At 60.8% G+C, this 26,418-nt stretch carries 24 protein-coding genes and 1 pseudogene; 12 read left to right on the top strand and 13 right to left on the bottom strand.

Annotated elements, in window-relative coordinates; translation table 11 throughout:
• Nucleotides 1–16: 16 nt before the first annotated feature.
• From BDB13_RS11005 to BDB13_RS10975, 7 genes are all read right to left on the bottom strand, one after another.
• The gene (locus BDB13_RS11005; RefSeq protein WP_254922787.1) at nucleotides 17–1,645 is read right to left on the bottom strand and encodes a class I adenylate-forming enzyme family protein; all 1,629 of its coding nucleotides are present in this window, start codon (nucleotides 1,643–1,645) and stop codon (nucleotides 17–19) included.
• A 24-nt stretch (nucleotides 1,646–1,669) separates the two neighbouring features.
• The gene (locus BDB13_RS11000) at nucleotides 1,670–2,374 is read right to left on the bottom strand and encodes an ABC transporter ATP-binding protein (protein ID WP_094271670.1); all 705 of its coding nucleotides are present in this window, start codon (nucleotides 2,372–2,374) and stop codon (nucleotides 1,670–1,672) included.
• Complete coding sequence (locus tag BDB13_RS10995) at nucleotides 2,358–3,152, bottom strand: ABC transporter ATP-binding protein (protein WP_094271669.1); 795 nt, start codon at nucleotides 3,150–3,152, stop codon at nucleotides 2,358–2,360. The genes BDB13_RS11000 and BDB13_RS10995 overlap by 17 nt, the downstream gene beginning before the upstream one ends.
• Nucleotides 3,149–4,153 (bottom strand): branched-chain amino acid ABC transporter permease, encoded by a 1,005-nt coding sequence (locus BDB13_RS10990; protein ID WP_094271668.1) that lies wholly within the window; start codon nucleotides 4,151–4,153, stop codon nucleotides 3,149–3,151. The genes BDB13_RS10995 and BDB13_RS10990 overlap by 4 nt, the downstream gene beginning before the upstream one ends.
• Nucleotides 4,153–5,028, bottom strand: a complete 876-nt coding sequence (locus BDB13_RS10985) for a branched-chain amino acid ABC transporter permease (RefSeq protein ID WP_094271667.1) — start codon at nucleotides 5,026–5,028, stop codon at nucleotides 4,153–4,155. The genes BDB13_RS10990 and BDB13_RS10985 overlap by 1 nt, the downstream gene beginning before the upstream one ends.
• 15 nt (nucleotides 5,029–5,043) lie before the next feature.
• Nucleotides 5,044–6,228 (bottom strand): ABC transporter substrate-binding protein, encoded by a 1,185-nt coding sequence (locus BDB13_RS10980; RefSeq protein WP_094274842.1) that lies wholly within the window; start codon nucleotides 6,226–6,228, stop codon nucleotides 5,044–5,046.
• 117 nt (nucleotides 6,229–6,345) lie between these two features.
• Nucleotides 6,346–7,089 (bottom strand): TetR/AcrR family transcriptional regulator, encoded by a 744-nt coding sequence (locus tag BDB13_RS10975; protein ID WP_094271666.1) that lies wholly within the window; start codon nucleotides 7,087–7,089, stop codon nucleotides 6,346–6,348.
• Between the two features lie 275 nt (nucleotides 7,090–7,364).
• Here BDB13_RS10975 and urtA point away from each other — a divergent pair, with 275 nt between their 5' ends.
• The 9 genes from urtA to BDB13_RS10930 all read left to right on the top strand — a co-directional run bounded on the left by urtA (nucleotide 7,365) and on the right by BDB13_RS10930 (nucleotide 15,900).
• Nucleotides 7,365–8,630: an urea ABC transporter substrate-binding protein gene (gene urtA, locus BDB13_RS10970; protein WP_094274841.1), complete on the top strand. Its 1,266-nt coding sequence runs from the start codon at nucleotides 7,365–7,367 to the stop codon at nucleotides 8,628–8,630.
• A gap of 49 nt (nucleotides 8,631–8,679) precedes the next feature.
• Nucleotides 8,680–9,564, top strand: coding sequence for an urea ABC transporter permease subunit UrtB (gene urtB, locus BDB13_RS10965; RefSeq protein WP_094271665.1), 885 nt, complete (start codon nucleotides 8,680–8,682; stop codon nucleotides 9,562–9,564).
• A complete protein-coding gene (gene urtC, locus BDB13_RS10960) occupies nucleotides 9,561–10,670 on the top strand; it encodes an urea ABC transporter permease subunit UrtC (RefSeq protein ID WP_094271664.1) in 1,110 nt (369 codons plus the stop codon). Before urtB ends, urtC begins: the two co-directional genes overlap by 4 nt.
• Entirely contained in the window at nucleotides 10,667–11,479 is an 813-nt protein-coding gene (gene urtD, locus BDB13_RS10955) for an urea ABC transporter ATP-binding protein UrtD (protein ID WP_094271663.1), read from the top strand. The genes urtC and urtD overlap by 4 nt, the downstream gene beginning before the upstream one ends.
• Nucleotides 11,480–11,482: 3 nt before the next feature.
• A complete protein-coding gene (gene urtE, locus BDB13_RS10950; protein ID WP_094271662.1) occupies nucleotides 11,483–12,175 on the top strand; it encodes an urea ABC transporter ATP-binding subunit UrtE in 693 nt (230 codons plus the stop codon).
• A gap of 1 nt (nucleotide 12,176) precedes the next feature.
• Nucleotides 12,177–12,887, top strand: a complete 711-nt coding sequence (locus tag BDB13_RS10945; protein ID WP_094271661.1) for a GntR family transcriptional regulator — start codon at nucleotides 12,177–12,179, stop codon at nucleotides 12,885–12,887.
• A 279-nt stretch (nucleotides 12,888–13,166) separates the two neighbouring features.
• Complete coding sequence (locus tag BDB13_RS10940) at nucleotides 13,167–14,156, top strand: LLM class flavin-dependent oxidoreductase (protein ID WP_094274840.1); 990 nt, start codon at nucleotides 13,167–13,169, stop codon at nucleotides 14,154–14,156.
• A gap of 10 nt (nucleotides 14,157–14,166) precedes the next feature.
• Nucleotides 14,167–15,330, top strand: coding sequence for an MFS transporter (locus tag BDB13_RS10935; protein WP_094271660.1), 1,164 nt, complete (start codon nucleotides 14,167–14,169; stop codon nucleotides 15,328–15,330).
• A 36-nt stretch (nucleotides 15,331–15,366) separates the two neighbouring features.
• On the top strand, nucleotides 15,367–15,900 hold the full coding sequence (locus BDB13_RS10930; RefSeq protein WP_094271659.1) for a carboxymuconolactone decarboxylase family protein: 534 nt from the start codon (nucleotides 15,367–15,369) through the stop codon (nucleotides 15,898–15,900).
• A gap of 117 nt (nucleotides 15,901–16,017) precedes the next feature.
• Here BDB13_RS10930 and BDB13_RS10925 read toward each other — a convergent pair whose 3' ends face one another.
• Both BDB13_RS10925 and BDB13_RS10920 read right to left on the bottom strand, forming a co-directional pair.
• Nucleotides 16,018–17,256 carry an HNH endonuclease signature motif containing protein gene (locus tag BDB13_RS10925; RefSeq protein WP_094271658.1) on the bottom strand — a complete coding sequence of 413 codons (1,239 nt, stop codon included), beginning with the start codon at nucleotides 17,254–17,256 and terminating at the stop codon, nucleotides 16,018–16,020.
• 112 nt (nucleotides 17,257–17,368) lie between these two features.
• Complete coding sequence (locus BDB13_RS10920) at nucleotides 17,369–17,944, bottom strand: TetR family transcriptional regulator (RefSeq protein WP_094271657.1); 576 nt, start codon at nucleotides 17,942–17,944, stop codon at nucleotides 17,369–17,371.
• 70 nt (nucleotides 17,945–18,014) lie between these two features.
• Here BDB13_RS10920 and BDB13_RS10915 point away from each other — a divergent pair, with 70 nt between their 5' ends.
• A complete protein-coding gene (locus BDB13_RS10915) occupies nucleotides 18,015–19,634 on the top strand; it encodes an MFS transporter (RefSeq protein WP_094271656.1) in 1,620 nt (539 codons plus the stop codon).
• On the opposite strand, the gene BDB13_RS10910 is transcribed toward BDB13_RS10915, so the two are convergent.
• Together BDB13_RS10910 and BDB13_RS10905 are read right to left on the bottom strand one after the other, a co-directional pair.
• The gene (locus BDB13_RS10910) at nucleotides 19,631–21,136 is read right to left on the bottom strand and encodes an MFS transporter (protein ID WP_254922786.1); all 1,506 of its coding nucleotides are present in this window, start codon (nucleotides 21,134–21,136) and stop codon (nucleotides 19,631–19,633) included. The two genes, BDB13_RS10915 and BDB13_RS10910, sit on opposite strands and share 4 nt — an antisense overlap.
• A 30-nt stretch (nucleotides 21,137–21,166) precedes the next feature.
• Nucleotides 21,167–22,018 carry an SDR family oxidoreductase gene (locus BDB13_RS10905; RefSeq protein ID WP_094271655.1) on the bottom strand — a complete coding sequence of 284 codons (852 nt, stop codon included), beginning with the start codon at nucleotides 22,016–22,018 and terminating at the stop codon, nucleotides 21,167–21,169.
• 116 nt (nucleotides 22,019–22,134) lie between these two features.
• On the opposite strand from BDB13_RS10905, the gene BDB13_RS10900 reads away from it, so the two are divergent.
• Nucleotides 22,135–22,545, top strand: coding sequence for a winged helix-turn-helix transcriptional regulator (locus tag BDB13_RS10900; RefSeq protein WP_094271654.1), 411 nt, complete (start codon nucleotides 22,135–22,137; stop codon nucleotides 22,543–22,545).
• 86 nt (nucleotides 22,546–22,631) lie between these two features.
• On the opposite strand, the pseudogene lpdA reads toward BDB13_RS10900, so the two are convergent.
• A pseudogene (gene lpdA, locus BDB13_RS10895) lies at nucleotides 22,632–24,034 on the bottom strand (dihydrolipoyl dehydrogenase).
• A gap of 49 nt (nucleotides 24,035–24,083) precedes the next feature.
• On the bottom strand, nucleotides 24,084–25,070 hold the full coding sequence (locus BDB13_RS10890) for a dipeptidase (RefSeq protein ID WP_094271653.1): 987 nt from the start codon (nucleotides 25,068–25,070) through the stop codon (nucleotides 24,084–24,086).
• 237 nt (nucleotides 25,071–25,307) lie between these two features.
• On the opposite strand from BDB13_RS10890, the gene BDB13_RS10885 reads away from it, so the two are divergent.
• Nucleotides 25,308–26,372: an alpha/beta hydrolase gene (locus BDB13_RS10885; RefSeq protein ID WP_094271652.1), complete on the top strand. Its 1,065-nt coding sequence runs from the start codon at nucleotides 25,308–25,310 to the stop codon at nucleotides 26,370–26,372.
• Nucleotides 26,373–26,418: the final 46 nt, after the last annotated feature.

The raw sequence follows: 26,418 nt of genomic DNA, 5'->3' as shown, positions 1-26,418 counted from the left end.
CAGCAGCACCGACTCTTCACACGGTTTGAGCCAATTCACTTCGCACGAGTTCCTTGACAGCGCCCTTGGCTACCTTGCCGCCCGCAGCCATCGGCAGTTCCGGCACCGTCATCACATATTCCGGAATGTACTCACGAGTGACGCCCTGCTCACGCATCCACGTCGTGAGTTCCTCCGCAGTCAGTTCGCACTCGTCCTTGGTTACCACAACGGCGCACACCTTCTCGCCGAACAACGCGTCGTCGACGCCCACTGCCGCAACCAAGTCCACCGCCGGATGAGCGCGAACGTACTCCTCGACCTCGACGGCAGAAATGTTCTTGCCACCACGAATGATGATGTCGGCCTTACGGCCGACCACTCGAACACGTCCGGCTTCGTCGATCTCGACGATGTCTCCGAGAAGCATCCAGCCATCGTCGGTGTACAGCTCGTTGTTGGCCTCGACGTCGCCCCAGTAACCCTGACACATCAACGGACCGTTGACGGCAGGCTGCCCACGTCGGTGCGATCCTGTGACTTCTGTTGCAGCGTCGTCGAATACACGAACCTGCATCCGGTCGATGACATGTCCGCACGTACGCAATCGGGTATCGGAGTCATCCCCGACGGTGGTCACGGACACTGCACCGGTCTCGTTCGAGCCGTAGAACTGCAGTACCGCTGCGCCGGTTCGTTCCTCGAAAGCCAGTGCCTCCGAGTACGGGACGGCCTCGCCGCCGGTGAACATGACACGCAACGAGCTGAGATCGGCCTTCTCGGCAGCTTCCGACCGCAGAAGCATCTTGAATTGTGTACTCACACAGTTCAACACCGTCACACGCTCGCGCTCGATGAGGTCGATCATCACGGCAACGTCAAACCGTTCCATCACTACGTTAGGCGCGCCCAGCAATGCCGGAAGGAAATGCGAAGTCCACAGCCCGAAACCGAAAGGTGCGGGCACGGCGCCGAGGAATACTTCCTCGTACCCGATTCCTGCTGCGTCGGCCCCGATCTCGGAGAACGCAACCCACCGATCCTCCGTCTGAGTCACCAGCTTGGGCAAGCCGGTAGTACCTGACGTCGAATTGAGCATGGACACTGCGGCCGTCGTGAAACACGGACTGGTCGGAGCAAATTCGCGGATCTCAACGGGCAGTGACACTACGCCGCCGGCGGGAGCGGAACGTTCGAACTCGACCGATCCATTCTCGTCGGCAAACACGATGTCCAGTGCCGGATGTAGTTCACGCAACTGCGCGATCAGTTCAGCGGTATCCACCCCACGCAACGATCGGGCGGTCACCAGAACACCGGCGTCGGAGCGCGAAATCAGGTGCGAGATTTCACGAAGACCAGAGCGCGACCCGATTCCCACGGCCACCCGGCCGGTACGGTACGCAGCGCAGAGTGCCGCGTGAAAGACCATCGTGTCCGGGAGGAGAACGGCCACATGACCGTAGCCCTCACCCGAAAGCTCGAGCGCCGACGCGATGGCGTCGGCCGCAGCGTCGTACTGCGCCCACGAAATTCTCGACGTCGGAGTGATGAACGCAGTTCGGTCGGGAATGGTCTCCGACCAGTGACGAACGATCTCACTGATGCTGATTCCGGCGAAACGAGCCGGATCCGTCGCAAATTCGCCGACTGCTACGTCAATCATCTTCAGTTCCTGCATGATCGTCGATCATCTCCCGTCGGCGCTGAGGACGCCCATCGATTGTTTGTAAGCAGCGTCGAGCGAAGCGGCAGAATCACATTCGCGCATGATCTCGCCGCGTTGCATGACATATCCACGGTCCACGATCGCCATCAATGCAGCCAATGCCGGTTCAGTCACAATCACCGTAACGCCTTCGGCTGCCAGTTGTCCTACAAGCGTGCGTAATTCAGCCACAATTTTCGGAGCCAACCCGGTCATCATCTCGTCGAGGAGCAGAAGAGACGGTTTAGCGAGCAATGCGCGGCCCAGAACGAGCATCTGCTGCTCGCCACCACTGAGAACGCCCGCGAAACTATCCGCGCGGTCACGCAGAATCGGAAAGCGATCGAAAGCGCTGTCCACAGCGTCGGCCTTCAAGCCCAGGAGATCGGCACCTACCCGCAGATTTTCGCGTACGGACATGCGCATGAACAGCTGCCGCCCCTGCGGGACATAGGCAAATCCGCTGCGTGCGCGCTGCAACGCCGACATCTTCTCGACGCGTCGGCCGTCCACACTGATGCTTCCGCTGGACGGCACCGAACCGTAGATTGCGCCCATCAAGCTGGTCTTGCCGGCCCCGTTCGGACCCACCAGTGCGGTGACCTGACCCGGGTTGGCCACGAAGCTGACTTCGCGTACAGCGACGGCCGATCCGTAACGCACCGTAACTTTATCGACCTCGAGCATCGCGCGCTCCTTCTTCGTCGTCGGAACCGAAATACACCTCACGCATTGCGTCGCTGGAGAGGCACTCACGCGGCGGGCCGTTGAAGGCAACGCCACCGAAATTGAGCAGGACCACAGTGGTTGCCAACTCTGCGATGAGGTCGACGTTGTGATCGACCAGTACGACGCCCTTGCCCTGCGCGGCAATGGAACGCACCGCGCCGGAGATTGCCTCGATACCGTCGTGGTCTGCGCCGGCAAAGGGCTCGTCCAGCAGCAACACCTCCGGCTCGGTCGCCATGGCGCGGGCTACTTCCACCAACCGCTGCGCGCCCAGACTCAGATCACCACAGGCACTTTCGGTGTCGGTGATCGAGTACTCGTGGGCGACATCGCGAGCGCGCGACGCAGATCGATCCCAGTTCTCGAAAGGTCCTTTGAGTGCCCACCACAGAGAATGCAGCGGCGAGGTGATTCGATGTCCGTACAGGCCGGGGATGATGTTGTCGACGGCGTTGAGCTCGAGGGCCAACTGCGGATGCTGAAAGGTCCGCGAAAGGCCGTGCCGGGCGCGACGTTCCGAAGGCCCGGTCAGTGCCTTGCCGGACAGGCTGACAGTTCCCGAGTCGGATTGCTGCGTACCGAAGATGCAGTCCACCAGCGTCGTCTTGCCGGCGCCGTTGGGGCCGACGAGACCGATAACCTCGCCGGGGCCGACTGTGAACGACACGTCGTTGACTGCGCGCACGCCGCCATAGGATTTGTGCAGCCCGCGAACCTCGAGTAGTGGATTGCTCATCGCGCAACACGCTCCTGGTAGATACGATTCGTTCGGTCGAGAAGTGCGCGAGACCACCCGATCACACCGCCGGGTGCCACGATCAGAATGACCAGAACTGCACCGGCAAGCAGAAGCTCACCACTGCCCTGGTAACCGGGCATGTTGAGTGTCACGATCACCACGATCAGCGCGCCCAACGGTGCGCCCCAGGCAGAGCCGCGGCCACCGATGATCGGCATGAAAATCGCCAGGAAGACGATACTGAGAGTGAAGGTTTCGGGCGTCACGGCTTGAACGGAGACGGTGAACAGCGAACCGCCGGTCGACGCGATAGCCGCACCGATCGCCAATGCCACAACCGTCAAGTGGGTCGGATTGACTCCGGAGGACCGGGCGACATTCCGATTGTCCCGCGACGCCTGCAACATCAGGCCCCACACGGACTTCCGCAGTCGATCGACCGCGACAGCGATCAGGCAGACAAACAGAATCGCGAAGACGACCAACGCGTAGCGCGGCGGTTCCCAGCCGAACATCGTGAGTGCCGCGACACCGGAGATTCCGGCCGAGCCACCGGTGAAGCTGGGTCCGTCGATCAGCCAGTGCTCGAATGCCATTCCGAACAGGAGTGTCACGGCTGCGAGGTAGAAGCCGGAAAGTTTCTGGGTCGCAAGGCTGAGGAGTACTGCCACTACGGCAGCGACCAGTGCGCCGAGGATCCAGCCCCACCACATCGACATGCCGGTCTTCACCGATATCAGGGCAACCGCGTAGGCACCGATCGCAGCGTAGGCGCTGTAGGCCATGGACAGTGACCCGGCAAGAACGAAGGGCACGTACATCCCCAGAGCTATCAACGAGTACGTGGCGGCGAGGAAAATGAGGTCCTGCCGGTAGAGGCTCGGTCCCATCCAGAGAAGCACTGCCGCAACCACAGTCACGGTAATCAAGGCTTCACGCGAGACGTTTCCCAGGCTCATTCGCGACCGAGGCACGCGACCTGTAGTAATCGCACCCATCAGACGCGCACCTTTCTCGAGAGCAGACCTTCCGGGCGGAAGGCGAAGAAGACCAGGGCGATCAGCAGGATCGCCGTTTGAGCTGCGCTGGCACCGAAGTAGTACGGCGCAAATACCTGGACGATTCCCAGGAGCATGCCGCCGATCAGCGGTGCCCAGCTACGTCCGGTACCACCGATGACCAGCGCGATGAAAGCCGTCAGCGTCCACGACAATCCGCTGGTGAACTGCACACCCGCTTTGGGTGCAAACAACAATCCGGCGATAGCGGCGATGACGCCGGCCAGGGTGAATGCGATGAGCCGAACACGGTCCACCGGCAATCCGAGTACCCGAGCGGCATCCGGATTGTCGCCCACGGCGCGCAGAAGTCGACCTGCCGTGGACCGGTTCAGCCAGATTCCGACGCCGAGGAAAACCAGTGCGGTACCGGCGATCAGAACGATCGTTGCACTGTCGACGGTGGCGCCGAGGACGGTGACCGGAGCAAAGTCGAAGATCTTCTGCCCGGGCAGCGGAGTGCGTCCGAAGACGGTTCCCGCAAGCTGCTGAATTCCGAACAGCACCGCGGTCACGGCCACGAGCGCGGGCAGTTCACCTCGCCCGGAACGCTTTTGAACCTGCTTGACCACCAGTTTTTCGGTGAGGACCGAAAGCCCCACCGCAACAGCGATTCCCAACGGCATCGCCAACCAGAGTGGGTACCCCTGGTTCACGACAACCCAGCTGGTCGCCATTGCTGCGGCCATGGCGTACGGGCCCATGGCAAAGTTGAAGAAATCCGCGCCGACCACCACGAGGTACATCCCCAAGGCGATCAGTGAGAAGAAGGCACCGATCTCGATGGCTGCGAGCCAGAGTTGTGCGTCTGTCATGTCTAGGCTCCTCGATTATCCGCACGGGGGCTGATAGGAAGCCCACGGCCCGGCAGGTTTGTTGTCGTCGCCGAACTCGATGAGCACCAATCCGCACAGGCTGTCCGGCGCGAGATGATCGCCGGGGCTGAAGGACAGCGTCAAATCTTCCTGTCCGAAGGTGGCCGGAAGTCCTGAGACCTGTTGGAGTGCATCACGAACCGCGGTTCGATCCTTGTGATCACCGGCGATCCCGATTGCCTGCGCCAGCATCATCATTGCGTCGTAGGCCTGAGCGTCGTACGCCGTGAGTTGGTAGTTGGCCCCCTTGAAGGCCTTGACCTTGTCGGCGAGTTCCGCAGTTCGCTTGTTACCGGCACTGAGAGATCCCATGTACACCATGCCGGAGAGCGCCTTCGGATCAGCCAAAGCCCATGAAGCCGGCTGGTTTCCGATCGAAGCGAGCGAGAAACGCTGCGTTTCGGGTGCGATCTTCGAGAGTGTGTTGTGCGCGAGAATCTCGAAGTGCCCACCGATACTGGCGACAAGGATTGCGTCAGGCTTGGTTTCGACGAGACGGGATACCTGCGCCGTGAGGTCAGCGGCGTCGACGGGGGCCTTTTCGACGGCCGTCACCTTCGCACACTTCTCCAGATCCGGGCGCAGCGTCTTGATGATTCCGTCGATAGATGCGCTTGCATCACCGAGGATTCCGAGCGACTTGTAGCCCAGCTTCTCGAATGCTCCGCAGTACACCTGCGCATACTGCTTCAGCGAATTCGGGATCATGAACGAATAGTCGTTGCCCGGCGGAGACGCAAATGCATCACTGAGCACAACCGGTGCGATAGCCGGAATCTCCGACTGCTCGAGAATCGACTTCGCCTGCAGAACCGAACCACTACCGGTCGCGAGGATGACCGCGCTGGCACCCTGATCCACCAGTTTCCGAATGATCGACGGAGTCTTGGTGGGACTGCTCTCGTCATTCTCGACGACGAGGCGCACGGGCTTGCCGTTGATCCCGCCGGCGTCGTTGATCAGATCGACCGTCATTCGAACCGTCTGACCTGCAATGGTGCTGTACGACGCTCCCGGACCTGTTGAATCCTCGTCCAGGCCGATCACGATCTCGTCTTCCGGAATGACCCCGGCAGACGCGCACGCACCCGTTCCGAGGACGACCACCGCAAGTACGGCTATTGCCTTCCCGAGTCTCACATCCCGCTCCTGTCCAAACAGCATTTGGTAAATCAAACAAGCGCTTGATTTACGGCTCTGGGCAGAAGTATGCACTGGGTCACAAAAATAGTCAAAACCGCCGGAAAACGGCAGTGATCAGCTAGGTCGCTGGGCTTGAAGTTCGCGAATAACGGAGCCGAGGTCGCGGATCGCCGACTTCAGTTCGTCCACGTCCGAACGAAGTTCGGCCACCTCGCTGACCTCCGACGGCACGTCCACCTGGGCAGACACCACCGGCACCCGAGGCGCCGGCGCACTGCCGTCACCTCGTGCTGCAAAGCCGTCCAAGAACACGGTGATCAGATTGCGCTCGAGCTCGTCGGAACGTTCCGCCAACTGTGGACGGTACTGCGCAACGGTCGACCACACCGACTCTCGCAAGAGCCTGTGAAACTGTTCCGGATCGATGTCGGCGCGAAACTCCCCGTCCGCCAGTCCACGAGCAATAGCCGTGCGCCAGTAGTCGTGAGCCTTCCGCACAGCAATCGTGATGGGAGCGTCGTCCGGTTGAGACGAGAGAATGGCCTCACCCTGGTAAACCTCCGTCGCATACGGATGATCCACCGCTGTTGCAAACGAGACGGAAACCATCGACGCCAACCGCTCGCGCGCCGATCCCCCGGATTCGATGGACGATTCGTAGCGAATATTGAGGTCGTCGAGAAAGCGGACGACTATCTCGTTCGCGATGGCGTCCTTCGAGTCGAAGTAGTGATAGAGGCTGCCCGACAAGATTCCGACCTCGTCCGCGATATCTCGGACCGTGGTTGCCGAAATCCCTCGCTCACTGAACAACTTGGCCGCGTGAGCGAGTATCTCTTCTCGTCGGGTCGATCGCACTGACTAGTCCCCTCCAACATGTAGATCTTCAAGCGAATGCTTGATCGAATACCGAGGATGCTAACACCGCGGCACCTCTGACCTGCACGGTGAGAATCCCGAAATCAAATCGACATATCGGACACACGATGGTGACTGACGGTCATTCTTTCCGAAACAAGTTCTACTTACGCTCTGCAATCGACGAATACAACGGCGTATACGACATCTGGATACACAGCACGTCACACAGTGTCTTTGAAACACCGAGCCCTCGACTACGAAAGGCCACGTATATGCGAACTTTCTCGAAGCGCACCCTTGCCGCACCGGCCGCACTTGCCGCACTCGGATTGGTACTCACCGGTTGTGGAAGCAAAGCGAGCGACACCGCGACTGGTGAGACAACAACAACGTCGTGTGTCGACACCGCGGGTGACACGATCAAAGTTGGTTCCCTCAATTCATTGTCCGGCACGATGGCCATCAGTGAAGTGACAGTGCGTGATTCGATCGCCTTGGCAGTTCAAGAGATCAACAACTCCGGCGGTGTGCTGGGCAAGAAGGTTCAGATCGTCGCCGAAGACGGTGCATCCGAGCCGACCGTATTTGCCGAGAAGGCCGAGAAGCTCATCAGCAGTGACTGCGTCGCAGCAGTTTTCGGCGGTTGGACGTCGTCGAGCCGCAAGGCGATGCTTCCCGTATTCGAGGACAACAACTCACTCCTCTACTACCCCGTGCAGTACGAAGGTCTGGAAGATTCCAAGAACATCTTCTACACCGGCGCCACCACAAATCAGCAGATCATTCCGGCACTGGACTATCTCAAGGAGAAGGGCGCCAAGTCGCTGTATCTCGTTGGTAGCGACTACGTCTTCCCCCAGACAGCCAACCGCATCATCAAAGCATACGCAGCAGCCAACGGCATGGAGATCAAGGGTGAGGACTACACCCCTCTTGGATCAACAGACTTCTCGACCATCGTCAACAAGGTACGCACGGCTGACGCCGACGCCGTATTCAACACTCTCAACGGCGATTCCAACGTCGCGTTCTTCCGCGAGTACACCAACGTCGGATTGAAGCCGGCCGATATGCCCGTAGTCTCCGTCTCCATCGCGGAAGAAGAAGTGGGCGGCATCGGCGTGCAGAACGTCGAAGGTCAACTGACAGCATGGAATTACTACCAGACCATCGACAGCCCGGAGAACAACAAGTTCGTCGCGGCCTACAAGGCCAAGTACGGCCAGGACAAGCCCACGTCGGACCCGATGGAGGCCGCCTACACCTCGGTCTACCTGTGGAAGAACACAGTCGAGAAGGCTAAATCCTTTGCCGTCAAGGATATTCAGGACAACGCCGACGGAGTCACCTTCGACGCCCCCGAAGGCCTGGTCACCATCGACGGCGACAACCACCACATCACCAAAACCGCACGTATCGGCGAGATCCGCAGCGACGGACTGATTTACACCGTCTGGGATTCCGGACAGCCGATCGAACCCGATCCGTACCTGAAGAACTACCCCTGGGCCGCAGGTCTGGGTAGCAGCAGCAAGTAGAGGGTCCGACTGCAATGAAACCGACTGGTAGAGAGGCGGAACGTCTGTCATGGATGTAATGATCGGACAGCTGTTCACGGGTTTGAGTATCGGATCGATCCTGTTGTTGGCCGCACTGGGACTGTCACTGACGTTCGGGCAGATGGGCGTCATCAACATGGCGCACGGCGAGTTCATCATGGCCGGTTCGTACACCGCTTACGTAGTGCAGCAGGTTATTTCCAACGCCACCGGATCTTTGATCGTCTCTCTGCTGGTCGGTTTTGTCGTCGGCGGGCTGATGGGAGTCCTCCTGGAAGTGGTTCTGGTGTCGCGGATGTACCACCGACCACTCGATACGCTGCTGGTGACGTTCGGCGTCGGCCTGATCCTTCAACAACTGGCACGCGACATCTTCGGCGCACCCGCTGTCAATGTCATAGCGCCGACCTGGCTTTCAGGCGGAGTCGAAATCTTCGGCGCCATAGTTCCCCGTACCCGAATCTTCATTCTTGTACTCTCCATCGCCGCCGTCATCGCGGTGTCGCTGGCACTCAAGCAGTCATCCATGGGCCGCCGGATCCGTGCCGTGGTACAGAACCGCGACCTGGCGGAAACAAGCGGAATCTCTTCCCGCCGTACCGATATCACCACGTTCTTCATCGGGTCCGGCTTGGCCGGCGTGGCGGGTGTGGCATTGACGCTGATCGGCTCGACCAGTCCGACTATCGGGCAGTCCTATCTGATCGACGCATTCTTGGTAGTTGTCGTCGGCGGGCTCGGGCAGATGAAGGGCGCGGTCATTGCCGCCTTCGCCCTGGGCATCCTGAACTCGTTCATCGAATATTCGACTACCGCATCGATCGCGAAGGTGATCGTCTTCGTCATCATCGTCGTGTTCCTCCAACTGCGTCCGCAGGGACTGTTTGCAGTCAAGACAAGGAGTCTCGTATGAGCATCCTCAGCAATTCACGTATCCGGGTCTGGGGCGGATTCGCAGTTGCCGCGGTCATCTTGTTCGCGGTCGCCCCGGCAGTGCTCTCCGACTTCCGGCTGTCGTTGCTGGCCAAGTTCCTGTGCTTCGCAATCGTCGCAGTCGGAATCGGATTAGCCTGGGGCCGAGGAGGAATGCTCACCCTCGGGCAGGGTGTCTTCTTCGGAATCGGCGCCTATGTGATGGCAATGCATCTCAAGATCGCCGACGCCGAACTCAAAGGCGACGCGGTCCCCGACTTCATGACAATCGCCGGCAAGACCGAGCTACCCGGCTACTGGCAACCTTTCGCCTCTCCGTTCGTCGCGATCTTCGCGGTACTGTTCCTACCCGCTGCCGTGGCTTTTCTTCTCGGACTGGGCGTCTTCAAAAGGCGCGTCAAGGGCGCGTACTTCGCTATCCTCTCCCAGGCGCTGGCCGCGGCCTTCGCGATCCTGCTGATCGGTCAGCAATCCATCGGCGGCAGCAACGGACTGAACCGCTTCCGCACGTTCTTCGGCTTCAACCTCAACGACCCGGCAAACAAGCAGATGCTGTTCTTCATCGCCGCCGCAATCCTTCTCGCATCGGTGGCGCTGATCCGGCAGCTGATGAACTCCCGGTACGGCGAACTGCTTGTCGCCGTACGAGATCAGGAAGAGCGGGTCCGATTCCTCGGATACGATCCCGCCAACATCAAGCTGGTGGCCTACGTGACGGCCGCCTTCCTCGCCGGCATCGCCGGGGCACTGTTCGTTCCGATCGTGGGCATCATCTCCCCCGCCGACGTCGGGATCGTTCCGTCCATCGCCTTCCTCATCGGCGTCGCAATCGGTGGCCGCGCAACCCTACTCGGACCCGTACTCGGAGCCATCGGTGTCGCCTGGGCGCAGTCGGCCTTCTCCGAGAAGCTTCCGTCCGGCTGGATCTACGCCCAAGGCCTCATGTTCATCATCGTGGTCGGCTTCTTCCCCGCCGGAGTCGCCGGACTCTTTGCCCTACTACGACACCGCAAGAAGCGAAACAAGTCTGTTCCCCCGACAATCACGAAGGTCACCGAACCGGAAGCCGTGGAGGTGTCCGTATGACCAACACAACCGTCACCAGTCAACCCGCCCCCGTCCTCGGCGGCAACGCCGGAATGTCCTCCGAATACCTCGAGGTACGCAACCTCTCGGTCAGCTTCGACGGATTCAAAGCCGTCGACGGCGTCGACCTGACGCTGATGCAGGGCGACCTCCGATTCCTGATCGGTCCCAACGGCGCCGGCAAGACCACACTCGTCGACGCCATCACCGGGCTGGTACCCGCCACCGGTTCTATCACCAAATCCGGTGAACAGTTGCTGGGCAAGAAGGTTCACAAGATCGCCCGGCTCGGTGTCGGACGCACGTTCCAGACTGCCAGCGTGTTCGAAGAACTCACCGTCCTGCAAAACCTCGACATCGCGGCGGGCGCCGGCCGCTCGGCCTGGGAACTGTTGCGCACCCGCAAGTCCGTACTCCCCGAAATCGAAGAAGCCCTCGAGACGATCGGCCTCGAAGCGCTGCGTGACACGCCGGCCGGCATCTTGGCTCACGGACAAAAGCAGTGGCTCGAGATCGGAATGCTTCTGGTGCAAAACTGTTCGGTGCTGCTGCTCGACGAACCCGTTGCCGGAATGAGCCTCGAAGAACGCGAGGAGACCGGGAACCTCCTGCGTCGTATCGGCGGCGCTCGCACCGTCGTCGTGGTCGAGCACGATATGGATTTCATGCGAGCATTTGCCACCTCGGTCACCGTTCTCGCCGCCGGCAAGGTCCTCGCCGAAGGAACTGTCGCGCAGGTACAAGCAGATCCCAATGTCCAAGCGGTCTACCTCGGCACGGCAGCAGCTGCGCCGGCAGGTCAGGAGTGAATCATGCTGGAAATAAGGGATATCCGAGCCGGATACGGTCGGACCGAAGTCATTCACGGGATCTCACTGACCGTCCCACGTGACGGGGTCGCCGCGGTTATGGGCCACAACGGAGCCGGCAAGACGACGCTCCTGCGATCTGTTGTCGGGCTGATCAAGCCGACCAGCGGAACCATCCTCCTGGGCGGCGAGGACATCACCGCAATGCGCCCCAGCGCTCGCGTGGCCCGCGGCCTTGCCTACGTCCCGCAGGGACAACAGTCATTCGGGCAGCTGACCACCGCTGAGAATCTTCAAGTGGTGGCCGATGGCCGCAAACGCGGAAAGGCACTCATCGCAGAAGCATTGGACATGTTTCCTGCGCTGACCACATTGCTCGAGCGCCGCGCCGGACTCCTCTCCGGCGGACAACGCCAACAACTAGCCATCGCCCGCGCCCTCATCACCGAACCGAAGATCCTCATCCTCGACGAACCCACCGAAGGCATTCAGCCCAACGTCGTCGCCGAGATCGAACGCACCATCATGGATCTGACGCGTCGGGGCGATCTCGGTGTTCTCCTCGTCGAACAACACATCGGATTTGCGCTCCAGTCTGCGCAGCACTACAGCGTCCTCGCTGCCGGACACGTCACTTCCACCGGAACCGGCGGCACCGAGTCCACCGACGCCGTCCGACGAGCAATGGCCATCTGACATGTCCGCCACCGGAATCGGCGATCCGTCCGGGGAATCCCTACGAGACCAGGTGTACGTATCGATCCGGGCGGACCTGCTGTCCGGGAAGATCGCGCCCAACCAACGACTCGGCGAAGAGCGTCTGGCTCACGCGTACGGCGTATCGAGAACCCCGGTACGAGAAGCCCTCGCACGATTGCAGTCCGACGGGCTGGTCCAACGCGGAGATCACGGTTTGTATCCGTACCGGCCACGCGTCGACGAACTCGGCGGACTGTACGAACTGCGAATACTGCTCGAATTACAGGGCCTTCGGCGGATACTCGAAGACGACACGTTGCGCCATGACCGGGATATTCTCGAACCCGAACTCGACCGGTGGTACGCGTTGCGGGCGCACATCTTCGAGCCACACTCCGACTTCGTCACGCTCGACGAGGGATTTCATATCGCAGTGCTCGCGTCGGCCGGAAATCCGGCTCTGGTCGACGCTTTGGTGACCGTCAACGCAAAGATACGGCCCGTGCGGATGTTCGACCACCTGACACCGGGCCGGCTGGAAATCTCTGTCGAGGAACACATTCTGATTGCCGAGTTGATTCTCGACAACCAACTGACGGCGGCGTGCGACAAACTGCGTGCGCATATCGACGAATCGAAGGTGCTCGTAGTCGAACGCGCTCATCAGGCCCTGGCAATGGCGGGCCTGGCGAGCGCGGTCAGAAACTGATTCCGAGAATCAGTGACGTGCAAGCACCGAGCCTTCTGCCATCTTGTTCGCGGCAGGAACAGTGCGCATCATCACGTTGGGCGGTAAGTATCAGGCACATATCCCCCGCACTGTGACGCGGTGCATAGCAGAGGGCTGAACCTGCGACATCTCGGTAAAAAGAAGCGCTTCTACCGAGCGGGGCGACCCAGTGTGAAGCCGGGAGGAAATAGGAATGCACCACCCGTGGTTGCACTTCACAACAACTGCTTTTGCCCGCTTCAGAAAGGCACCATCTCCATGTCAGTCCCCCTCTCCATCCTCGATCTCGCGCACATCGGCGCGAACGAGACCGCCAAAGACAGCTTCGACGCCAGTGTGACGTTGGCCCAGCGAGCCGAGGAGTGGGGTTACAAGCGTATTTGGTACGCCGAGCACCACAACATGGGCTCCATCGCGTCGTCGGCCACGAGCGTCCTGATCAGCCACGTTGCTGCTCACACGTCCAAGATTCGCCTCGGTGCGGGCGGCATCATGCTCCCCAACCACGCACCGCTCACCATCGCCGAACAGTTCGGCACCCTCGAAACCCTGCATCCCGGACGCATCGACCTCGGACTGGGCCGCGCACCGGGCAGCGACCAGAAGACGATGCAAGCCTTGCGCCGCGATCCGAGTTCCTCGGACAGCTTCCCGCAGGACGTCCTCGAACTTCAGGGCTACCTGGGCGACACATCACGAGTCCCCGGCATCAACGCCATCCCCGGCAAGGGCACCCACGTTCCCCTCTACATCCTGGGTTCGTCCCTGTTCGGCGCCAAGCTCGCGGCAATGCTGGGCCTCCCCTACGCCTTCGCTTCGCACTTCGCGCCCAATGCGCTTCGCGACGCGGTATCGATCTACCGCCGCGAGTTCAAACCGTCGGCGCAATTGGCCGAGCCGTATGTGATCGCCGGCGTCAATGTCATTGCCGCCGACACCACCGAGCAGGCGCAACAGGATTTCCTCGCCTCGAAGCGCACCCGCGTCAGCCTGCTCCTCGGGCGCGGCCGCACCTTCACCGACGACGAAGCCGACATGCTGCTGGACTCTCCCGCCGGCCAGCAGGTTCTGCAGATGGCCCGGTACAGCGCCGTCGGAACGCCATCCGAAGTTCGGGCCTACCTCGACGAATTCACCGAGCACGCCCAGGCCGACGAACTGATCACCGTATCCACCGGCACCAACCGCGAAGCCTGGCTGCGCACCTTCGAACTACTCGCCGACGTCAGCAATCTGGTGCCCGCCTAAGCTGCGGGGCATGGGCGATCCATCCCGTCGCGGGTTCATCTCGGTACTGTCCGTACTTCTCGCGACGGGTTGGGCCGCCAACCACTTTGCCTCCCTCATTCCCGTACTACGGGCACACGAGGGACTTTCACACGCAGTACTCGACGGCGTATTCGGTATCTACGCGCTTGGTCTGCTCCCCGGTTTGTTGACCGGCGGGGCACTCTCCGACTGTGTCGGCCGAGCCGCTGTCGTATTACCCGGAGCTCTGGTTGCATCTCTGGGCACCGTCATTCTTCTGCTGTGGCACAACGCTTCCGGGCTGATGGCCGGTCGATTGGTCGTCGGCATCGGCGCCGGATTGGCGATCGGTGCCGGTACCGCGTGGGCCGCCGATCTGCGAGGTAAAGCCGGAACCGTCATGGCCGGAGTGGTTCTCACCTCGGGATTTGCCTTGGGTCCCTTGTTCTCCGGTCTGATGGCGCAGTACTTCTCCTTCCCGTTGGCGACGCCGTTTGTCGTATCGGCAGTCCTGTCGGTCTGCTCAGTTGCCGCCGCTGCGACGTGGAGCCGAACCACAACTTCCGCCGTAGCCCTTCCCCCACCGCCCGATGGTGAACGCTCGGCGCGATCAGCGTTGATCTGGGCATTACCCTTGGCGCCCTGGGTTTTTGCGAGCGCAACCGTGTCATTTGTGACGATGTCCGCTCGCCTCGGTGACCGCTACTCCGGCCCCCTGCTTCCCGGATTTGCCGCAGCACTCACCCTGGGTGCCGGCATCGTCGTTCAAACTGTTGCGCGTCATCGCAATTGGGGCCGGCAAGCCGGAACCGTCGGCGCCGCACTCGCCGCTACCGGGTATTGCCTTGTCGCAGTCGGCGGCGCCCACCCGTCGCTGCTCCTGTTCATCGTCTGCGCAATAACTCTCGGAACCGCCTACGGACTGTGCCTGCGTTCCGGACTCCTGGACCTCGAAACTTTGGCGCCTCCCGCTGCCCGGGGAGCATTGACGGGCATCTTCTACGTCGGCACCTACCTCGGCTTCGGCCTACCGGTATTGCTGGTCGTCCTAGACCCCACGATGGGTCCGTCACTGCCCATGCTGATCCTCGCGGCAGTGGCAGCAGCCGTTGCCGTGGTCCGATTTCGCGCACTCTCGGTGGAGTCTCCCACCGAAGCCGCGGCACGGTGTTAGCGTCGTAGCTGCCCGTCGACATCAAGGAGTTGCACCATGAATCCCCGTATCCAGCCTGGCCGATTCAAACAACTGGGCCCGATCAACTGGGGAATCTGGCGGGTCCTCTCCAAAGCGGCCGGCGCACCCGACGCTCATTTGTTCAGCACACTCGGTCTCGCAGGCGGACTGTTCCGTGGCTGGCTGCACTATTCCGGATCACTGATGCCCGGCGGCAAGATCTCACGCCACGACACCGAATTGATCATCCTGCGCGTCGCCCATCTACGCGAGTGCCAGTACGAGATGGATCATCACATCAGGCTCGGCCGCAAGGCTGGAATCGACGCCCCGGAACTTGCCCGAATCTTGGAGGGACCGAACGCTTCCGAGTTGAGTTCTCGTCACCGTGCAATCTTGACTGCGGTAGACGAGTTGGTCGCCTCCAAGGACATTACCGACACAACGTGGAATGCGTTGTCCCAGCATTTCGACGACCGTCGACTCATCGAATTCACCTTGCTGGTAACACAATACGACGGACTGGCGACCACCATTGGAACCTTGCGGGTTCAGAGAGACTTTTCGTAGTCCGATGTAAATACCTGTGCACACCGGGCCATAGAAACACTGGGCCATAGAAACACCGGGCCATAGAAACACCGGGGCATGTTTCTGCCCCGGTGTGCACGTCGCGTATTCGGTTGTTCAAGCTGCTGTCGGTGGACTGTTCCCCGGTATCGGAACCTGATACGGATCCACCGACATCGGTGGATAGAACCGGGTTCTCCGATCGCCCCCGATCTCGACACTCCACTCGGTATCGTGCAGCAACCGATGATGATGACCGCACAAAAGTATGAGGTTGTCGAAATCCGTTGGACCACTGTCCATCCAATGAAAAATATGGTGGGCATCGCACCATCCGGGCGGGGTTCCGCAGCCAGGAAACGCGCATCCCCCATCCCTGACCGCCAAGGCTCGCCGCTGCGGGACCGTCGCGGTTCGCTCGTCGAGCCCGTGATTGATCGGAACACCGTTCTGGTCGAGCAGGATTCGGGTGACCATACAATCGCAGGCAAGCATGCGGGCACTGTCGAGGCTGATAGGCCCGGCCCAGTTGCTGCTCGCATGACCGAGTTCCTCAGTGGACGGCAACAGGTCTTTCAATGCCTTCAGGTCCGTGAGGTCTTTCGCGGTAGCGGTGATCGTCAGGTGCGGTTTGACGCCACCTTCGACGGGCCCGAGGCCGGCCATCTCAAAGCGGCGCAACATCTCGCAGAAACCGTCGGCACGTCGAAGTGCCGGAGTACGAAGATCTTTCACACCGTCAATTTCGGGTGTCGGCTTGGAAAGTCCGGACAGCAGGGCGATCAACCGGGCGCCGTTGACGGCATCGAGGTCACCCTTGACGCTGACACGGCCGTACAAACCTTTCGAGGCATAGAACTCGTTGCGCTCGGAATCCTCCCCGACAGGGACGCCGTCGTCACGGTTACCGTACTGCTTTTCGATGCGCCGGATCGCCGCCCGGACGGCGTCGCAGTCGGAAACCTTCTTCGAGGCCAGGTCCAGCAGGATTTCCCGCGCCTTCTCGACGTCCGCGATATGCATGTTCTTGGGTGGGTGCTGGCAGAACTGTGCCACCTGACGGGCCTTCTGCATATCGATGTCACCATCGTGAAAGGACTGTGCGACTACAGGTTCGAGCATGAATAACCGTGCAAGCGAGACCAGTTGACTGCATTCACCGATCTCGAGATTGGTGGACCGGTGCAACCACTGGGTGATAGCCCGAAAGCCCGTATCCGGGAGAGCATCACGAGTGAACATCTCGACAACGAGGTGCACCAGGCGCGATTGCAGGCCGTGGCGGGCGCGAACGAGGTCGAGGACCTCCGTTTTGAGTCCTTCACCGTCCAACTGCCACGTTTCCCGACTGTCCATGCACTAATTCTAATCGAACAGGATTTCGATTCCTAGAGACATTTCGGACAGGTTTTCGAAAGAATCTTGCTCGAAAATTGTTGACATGCACCAATATTCGATAATTCAGACACTACGGTTTGCAGATGCGAGTGACAGCCCCGCGCACCACTTCCCGACGGCGCGCGAGCTCTGCTGCGTCGACCGACTGATTGTCGGCAGAACCCGGCGCAACCGCCCAGGCGAAGACCAGTCCGAAGAGCATCGTGATCAGGTCTTGAGGCTCCCAACCGTCGTTGAGAATTCCGGCTTCCTGCGCCTCACGGATTGATACGTTTCGCTGCGTGCAAATCGGGTCCACCTCCGCCAGTTCCCGCATACGCGTCGACTCCCCCTGCATCTGACCCCAGATCATCATTCGTTCAATGTCTGGTTTAGCGACCATGTCATCGAAGAGAGCCACCGCATATCCGGGCAGGTCTGCGCCGTCAAACGGTATGTCTTCCATCGCCGCATGAAAGTTTGCGTCGAGAACCGCATGAAAGAGCGCGACCTTGTCCCCAAAGTACGCGTAGAGCCGCTCCTTGCTCGCCTTGCCGTTCTTGGCGATGCGGTCGATGCGCGCGCCGGCAAGTCCGTAAGTGCCGAACTCTTCTTGCGCAGCATCGAGGATTCGCTGCTTCGTCGCAGTGACATCAGTGGGAGCCATAGTGATTATCGTAACCGAACGAACTATTTCGTTTGACTCTGCATCGAAGGCTCCACTAGCTTTTACACTTATGACCACCACCACCTCCGACGTGGGAAGCGGCGCCCAGCCGCCGTCCCCGGTCACCTCCGAGAACCCGAACCATCAACGCCGTTGGCTGGTGCTCTGCATCGTCGCGTTTGCGCAACTCATGGTGGTGCTCGACGGCACCATCGTCTCCATCGCCCTTCCCGCCGCGCAGGAAGAACTCGGCATCAGCGACCTTGATCGCGCCTGGGTGGTCACCTCGTATGCCTTGGCATTCGGCGCACTCCTTCTACTCGGTGGTCGCATCGCCGATTACTGGGGCCGCAAACGTTCCTTCATCGTCGGTATGGCCGGCTTCGCCATCGCCTCCGGCATCGGCGGAATCGCACAGACCGGCATGGAACTTTTCATCGCCCGCGCCGGCCAGGGCGTCTTTGCCGCCCTCCTCGCACCCGCCGCACTCGCGATGCTCACCACCACCTTCATCGGAGAGAAGGAGCGCGCCAAGGCTTTTGCCGTCTACGGCGCAATCTCCGGCGGTGGCGCTGCCATCGGCCTGCTGCTCGGCGGCGTTCTGACGCAGTACGTCGACTGGCGCTGGTGCCTGCTCGTGAACATCCCCATCGCACTCATCGCCATCGCCGCAGCCGTCCCCGTCATCAAGGAGACCAAGGCTCACGGCGATACCAGCTACGACCTCCCCGGCGCCGTCCTCATCGCACTGGGCCTCGGATCCCTGGTCTACGGATTCACGCGCGCCGAGCATGGTTGGGGTCAGACCGACACACTTCTGTTCATCGGCTTGGGCCTCGTCTTCCTCGCACTCTTCGTCTTTGTCGAGAGCCGCACCAAGAATCCGCTTCTGCCACTGAGCGTTCCGTGGCATCGTGACCGCGGCGCCGCACTGATCGGCTCCATGCTCGTGGGCGCAGCACTCCTCGGCGGCACCCTGTACCTGACGTTCTACCTGCAGATCGTGCTCGGATTCAGCCCCGTCATGGCCGGCGTCGGATCTCTGGCCATGACCTTCTTCATCGTGATCGCGACCGCCATCGCAGCACAACTGTCCACCCAGATCGGGCCCAAGCCACTGATGCTTGCCGGGCCACTGTTTGCGGCCGTAGGCCTGTTGCTGCTCACCCAGATCGAGGTTGACAGCTCGTACTGGACCCATGTGTTCCCCGGTCTTGCATTCTTCGGCTTTGGTTTGGGCCTTCTGTTGGTCCCGATGCAGAACCTCGCACTGATCGGCGTCCCCGACCATGACGCCGGCGCAGCCAGCGCCCTCGTCAACGCCACCCTACAGATCGGTGGCGCACTGGGAACCGCGCTGTTCACGACGATCTACGCGTCCGCCAAGTCCGCCTTCAGCGCAGACAACGCGATGCCGGCGCCTCCCGAAGGCCTTCCCGCAGAGATGATTCCCACCGATATGGCTAACGCAGCCTTGCCGAGCGCCGACCAACTGTCGCTTCTCCCGCAGCCGGTTCAGGACTTCATTTCTTCGCTCACCGACTACTTCTTCGGCGCCGAGGTTGCGGGCTACTCCGCCGTATTCGGCTGGGCGGCACTCCTTATCGCCGTCATCACTCCGGTGGTGTTTGTGCTCGTCCGCGCCAAGAAGGGTGACTTGCCCGCCGAGGGCGCAGTCCACATGGGCTAACCCCCTACTTCGACGACGGAATCACTCGCCATGCAATGGCAGCCGCTACTGCCAGCAGTACTGCTGACGTCACGGATGTCCATTGCATGGCGTGCACAAACGCAACTTTTGCTTCGTGAAGTAACTCGGATTCCGGCGGTAGTACGTTCACCGCAGATGCAAGTGAATCCGTGACCTTGTCGGCCACTGCCGGCGGTAACGAGTCTGTGTTCAGCCCAGCCCGGTAGAGCGTCGCAAGCAAACTGCCCAACAGTGCGAATTCCCAGTGCAACGCCGAGTTCGTAGGCCGTCTCGGATACTGCCGATGCCGACCCAGCTTTGTCCGGCGGAACTGCCGTCATGACGGCATCTGTGGTCAATGTAAAGGCAAGCCCCACACCCAGTCCCACCAGGACCAGGGCAAGTGCCAGCCAGAAGTACTGCGCAGCGTCACTGGCAATCGCGATGCCGCCCATTCCGAGCGCGGCAAGTGCCAGCCCACCGCCGATGACGTAGCCTCGCCCGAACCGTAGGACCAGGCTGCCCGCAATTCCCACGACGGCGACCGACGCGAGAGTCACCGGAAGTTCCCGAATGCCCGCTTGCAGTGGTCCATTCCCTCGCACGAGTTGCAGGTACTGCGAGAAGAAGAACAACAATCCACTGAAAGCCAGCACAGAAACAAATGTTGCGGTGACAGCACCCGCGAATGCCGGATGACGGAACAGCGATACGTCGATCAGCGGGGACGACGAATACTGCTGTCTCCGAATAAAGATCCACCCCGCCGCGACCCCCACGACGAGTGCCCCCATCGGCACCCACAGGTTCCCGCCACTGACTGCTGCCTTGACGGCGTACACCAGGGCAACGATCGCGATCATGGACAGAGCTGCACTGAACAGGTCGAATTTTCCCGGGTTGGGATCACGCGATTCTGGTATCAGTACGTACCCGAAGACGATCAAGATGATGATCACGGGAACGTTGATGATGAATACCGAGCCCCACCAGAAGTGTTCCAGCAGAGCGCCACCCACGAGCGGACCGATGGCGGCACCGCCAGATGCCGCCGCCGCCCAGATCGCGATCGCGGTAGTCCGCTGACGTGCGTTCTCGAACATGTTTCGGATGATGGACAACGTCGACGGCATCAATGTCGCGCCGGCAACGCCGAGAAGGAAACGTGCGGCGATCAACCACCCGGCGGTGGGTGCGAATGCCGCCAGTAGAGAGGCCAAGCCGAATCCTGCTGCACCGATGAGCAGTAGACGTTTCCGACCGACGCGATCGGCGAGCGTACCCATCGTGACCAACAGTCCGGCCAGGGCGAGAGAATAGATATCGCCGATCCAGAGAAGCTGATTCGACGTGGGCGCCAGATCTGCACTCAACGCGGGAACAGCCAGCGACAGGACGGTGCCGTCTACCGCGAGCATCACCACCGCGAGAACAAGAACCGACAACGCCGCCCACTCGCGGCGTCCCGCCAAACTGACATCTTCGCGATCGTCATGGGACATAGCGACACGCTACCGCCTGAGCGGTCGAATTTATGCCTGACGCAAGACCTCGATCACCGGCGTGCTGCTGCGGCCGATCAACTTCTGTAGGTCACCGGATTCGGTATCCAACGCGCCCTTGGCAATTGCCGCATCGGAGTCTGCGAGAATCTGCGCCACCGGGGCAGGCAGGCCGACGCTCTCCAGAATTCCCCGGTAAGCATCCTCCGGCACAAACTGGTACTCGACGGGCTTGCCCGCGAATTCACTGATCTTCGCAGCCAATTCGGTGTATGTGAGCCTTTCGTCGCCGCCCAGTTCGTAGACCGCGCCGTCATGTCCGTCGGTGGTGACTACTACTGCGGCAGCGTCGGCGTAGTCCGCACGCGCAGCAGCGGCGATCTTTCCGTCTGCTCCCGCGCCGACCAGTGCGCCGCGTTCGACGACGCCGGCCAGGTCATTGGTGAAGTTTTCCCAGTACCAACCGTTGCGTAGGAGCGCGAAGGGAACGCCGCTCTTGGCAAGAACATCCTCCGTTGCCTTGTGCTCGGCGGCCAACTTCATCGGAGTGTCCTGGGCACCCAGGATGCTGGTGTAAGCAATGAATCCGACGCCTGCAGCCTTGGCTGCGTCAATGATGTTGGTGTGCTGAGGAAGCCGTGAACCCACTTCGCTGCCCGAGATCAGAATCAACTTGTCGACGCCGATCAGAGCTGCTTCCAATGCCGCGGCGTCGGAGTAGTCCGCCTTCCGAACCACGACGCCACTCGCGGACAGATCTGCGGCCTTCTCCGGATTGCGAACCACTGCGATGATGTCCGACGCGGGTGTCCCCCGCCCGATCAGTGCCTCGACAACAAGTTGTCCGAGGTTTCCCGTTGCGCCGGTGACTGCGATGCTCATGCGATCTCCCAATTTAGGTTGAAGCGTAAAGTTCCTACAACCATCATGCACTAATTTTTCGTAAGTGCAACATGAACAGATAGCACTATCGCTTGGTGCAGTAGTAGCCTGAATCCATGACCAGCACCGATACCCCGCACAGTGCTGCCGAAACAGCTGATCCCACCCTCGAAGCCGACGTCTTCGCTCGTGGTTGCCACTCTCGGATGGCCCTGCAGAACGCCACCGGACGCTGGGGAGCACTTGCGCTCGCAGCATTGAACGAAGGCCCGTACCGGTTCAGCGCACTGCGTCGCCGCGTCGACGGCGTCAGCGAACGCATGCTCTCGCAGACCCTGCAAACACTCGAGCGGGACGGCCTCGTGCACCGCGAGGTGCTTGAAACCATCCCGCCCAAAGTGGAATACAGCTTGACCGAACTCGGCGCCGACGTCGCCGAGAAGATCACAGCACTGATCGAATTACTCGAATCCCAGGTACCGAAAATCGTTGCGTCCCAGACAGAGTACGACGCCCGAGGTCAGTGAGCCCCGACCGAAAACTGGGCAGGAACGGAAAAAGCCCCGTTCGTCGTTCCTGATCGGAAAGACGAACGGGGCTTGCCCGGAAAAGATCAGAAGTTGATCATGTGGCCCGCGAGGCCATGGATCGCTTCCTGCAGCGCCTCACTGAGCGTGGGGTGCGTGTGGACATTGCGTGCCAACTCGTTGACCGTGAGGTCCCACTTCTGGGCCAAGGTCAGCTCGGGCAGCAGTTCCGAAACATCGGGTCCGATGAGGTGGCCGCCGAGCAGTTCGCCGTGTGTCTTGTCGGCGATCAGCTTGACGAAGCCCGTCGGGTCGCCCAGGCCGTGGGCCTTGCCGTTGGCAGCGAACGGGAAGTTCGCGACCTTGATGTCGTAACCCTCGGCGATGGCCTGCTCTTCGGTCAGACCGAAGGATGCGACCTGCGGCTGGCAGAAGGTGGCGCGCGGCATCATGCGGTAATCGCCGAGCGTCTGGGTCTCGGCGCCGCCGATGGTCTCGGCTGCAACCACTGCCTGTGCTTCGGCGACGTGTGCCAGCTGCAGCTTGGCGGTGACGTCACCGATGGCGAAGATGTTGGGAACGTTGGTGCGCATGTAATCGTCGATCGCGATCGCGCCGCGGTCAGTGAGTGCAACACCGGTGTTCTCGAGACCGAAGCCCTCGACGCGAGGGGCGAAGCCGACGGACTGCAGAACCTTGTCCACGACCATGGTTTCGATGTTGCCGGACTTGTTGTCCTTGATCGTGACGGTGACCTTGCTGCCGTCGTCACTGATGGACTGGACGCCGGCACCGGTCTTGACGGTGACGCCGAGCTTCTTGTACTGCTTGGCGATTTCCTTGGAGATGTCTGCGTCTTCGTTGGGCAGCGCACGGTCGAGGAATTCCACGATCGTCACGTCGACGCCGTAGTTCTTGAGGACGTAGCCGAACTCCATGCCGATGGCGCCGGCGCCGACGATGAGGATGGACCCGGGCAGTTCCCGCGTCATGATCTGCTCTTCGTAGGTCACGACGTTCTCGCTCAGCGAGGTGCCTGGCAGCAGCTTGGTGTAGGAACCGGTGGCGATGATCGCATTGTCGAATGTGATCGTCTCGGTGCCTCCCTTGCTGAGTTCCACGTTGATGGTGTTGGCGTTGACGAAGGTTCCCTTACCGTCGTGCTCAGGGATCTTGTTCTTCTTCATCAGGAAGTGAATGCCCTTGACTCGCCCGTCCGCGACCTTGCGGCTGCGGTCGAAGGCGGAGCCGAAATCGAAGGACACGTCTCCGGACATGCCGAACGTCTTCGCTTCTTTGTGAAGATGTGCGCGAGTTCGGCGTTACGGAGAAGTGCCTTGGACGGGATGCAGCCGACATTCAGGCATACACCGCCCCAGTACTTCTGCTCGATGATGGCGGTGCTCAGGCCCAGTTGTGCCGCGCGGATAGCAGCGACGTACCCACCGGGGCCGGCTCCAAGGACAACGACGTCATAGTGTGAGGTCACGGTTAATCAGGGTAGTCCTGCGTTGTTTCCTTGTCCCCGGATGGTCGCATTACTCGTCGGTAGACCAGACTTGCGCGGCAACTCGGGCGAAGTTTCCGCCGTATACGGCCTCGATGGCTGGTTCGTCGAAGCCGCGCCGACGCAGTACGACGTCCAAGGTGAGAGTGTCTTCCGGCGGCACCCACTGCAGCGGACCCCACTTTGTGTACATGTCCGAGAACGACGACGCGTGGTGGTCGATCTCCTCGAGAAAATCTTCGGCGTCGAAGGAATAGTCCGAGCCGATTCCGACGTGATCGACGCCGACGAGGTTGACGGCTTCCTCGATGTGGTCTGCCATCGCCTCGAGACGAGCCTGTGTGTCGGTCGGTCCGTTGACACCCAGGAAGATTCCGACTCCGTTGATCCCGATAACTCCACCGGTGCCGGCGCAGGCCTTGGCTTGGTCGTCGGTGATGTTGCGAGGGTGGTCCCACAATCTGCGGAGGTTGGAATGGCTGTAGATCATCGGCTGCGCGGTAGCTGTCGCCAGATCCAGTCCGGTTTGCACCGAGCAGTGTGATCCGTCCACCATCATTCCGACGCGATTCATCTCGGCCACGAGGTCGCGTCCGTAGGCGGTCAAGCCCGTGTCGTCGGCGTCGAGGCACCCACAACCCGCAGCGTTGACGTGGTTATACGTCGGCAACATGGACCGCACGCCGAGATCGTAGAAGTACGCGATGTTGTCGGGATCGCCGTCCAGCGGATTGGAATCTTCGAGGTCGAACCCCAAAGCGATTCCACCCGACTGTTGAATCTCGACAACGTCGCCGATTGTCTGAACCGGGGTGATTTCCGGATATTCGACACGGGCCTGCCAGGCGAAGCTCTTGACTAACGCTGTCGAATCAGCCCGAGACTGCGGCGCGTAACCAACGTTGACCGAAACGTAACTGCCTTCGGGCCGCTTGTACCGCAATAGGTCCGCTATGGAGGCATTGGACTGCAACGGCAGGCAGCAGTGCTGTTCCCAGATTGGATATGTCCGGTTCACCCAATAATCATATCGGTAAACATCAATATTCCACCGATACTGGTCATTCGTTCAGCAAATCCTTGGTTCACTAGCAAATAGCGCGCTGATCCTGTAGAAAGATCAAGACTTACACGCTCTCTATGCGCCGGAATTTGCAACTCGTACAGAGCAGTGTCGAAGGATGCAGTGTCGAAGAAGGACCGTTCCACCCGGGGCGGATCTGTAGGGGCAATTTAGGTGGAGGGTTCTGAGCGTATGCGTGCTCGTACATTCAAGCGTGGCCGTTTGGTCGCCGCTATAGCAGCAGTGTCCGTACTGCCGATGCTGATCAGCCCGGCTATGTCCTCTGCTGACAGCGGAGCAACTGACGCGGCGACAGCCACGGCAGCGGCAGCCAAGGTCAACACCACGGGTTCCAAGCTCACGAGCAAGACCACCGCCGGCGGCAAGACCACCATCAAGGTGTTCTCCCCGTCCATGGGCCGCGATATCCCGGTCGAGGTCCTCACGCCCACGGACACCACCCAGCAGTACCCCACGCTCTACCTTCTCAACGGTGCCGGCGGCGGCGAAGATCGCGCGACCTGGCAGCGCAACACCGACATCATGAACTTCTTCCAGGACAAGAACGTCAACGTCGTCACCCCGATCGAAGGCGCCTTCAGCTACTACACCGACTGGGAAAAGGCCGATCCGGCTCTCGGTGTTCAGAAGTGGCAGACGTTCCTCAATGAGGAACTTCCGCCCGTCATCAATGACACGTTCAACACCAACGGCGTCCAGTCGATCTCCGCGATCTCCATGACCGCCACGTCGGTTCTGAACCTCGCCATCGCAAAGCCCGGCTTCTACAAGAGCGTTGGCGCGTACAGCGGTTGCGCCGAGACCAGCACTCCCGTCGGCCAGGCTTCGATCGAACTGGTTGTCGGCATGCGCGGCGACGCAGACGTCACCAACATGTGGGGCCCCGTCGGCGGCCCGGGTTGGGTTGCCAACGACCCGGTTGTCAACGCCGAGAAGCTGCGCGGCACCGAGCTGTACGTCTCTACCGGATCCGGCCTGCCCGGCCCGCATGACACCCTCGCCAACCCGGCAATCAACGGTCAGGTCGGCACCTTGGCCAACCAGGTCATCGTCGGCGGCATCATCGAGGCTGCAGTCAACTACTGCACGCACAACCTCGCGTACCGCCTCAAGGACCTGAACATCCCGGCGACGTTCGACTTCAAGCCCACCGGCACCCACTCGTGGGGCTACTGGCAGGACGATCTCCACAACTCCTGGAACATGATTGCCAACTCCATGGACGTCAAGAACTAGAGAAACCGGTTTAACCATTCGGCCCCGCTCCCACAGCTTCTCGGGA

It is taken from the genome of Rhodococcus sp. OK302, assembly GCF_002245895.1.
Taxonomy (GTDB): Bacteria; Actinomycetota; Actinomycetes; order Mycobacteriales; family Mycobacteriaceae; genus Rhodococcus_F.
This window is presented reverse-complemented; position numbering and strand designations above follow the sequence as displayed.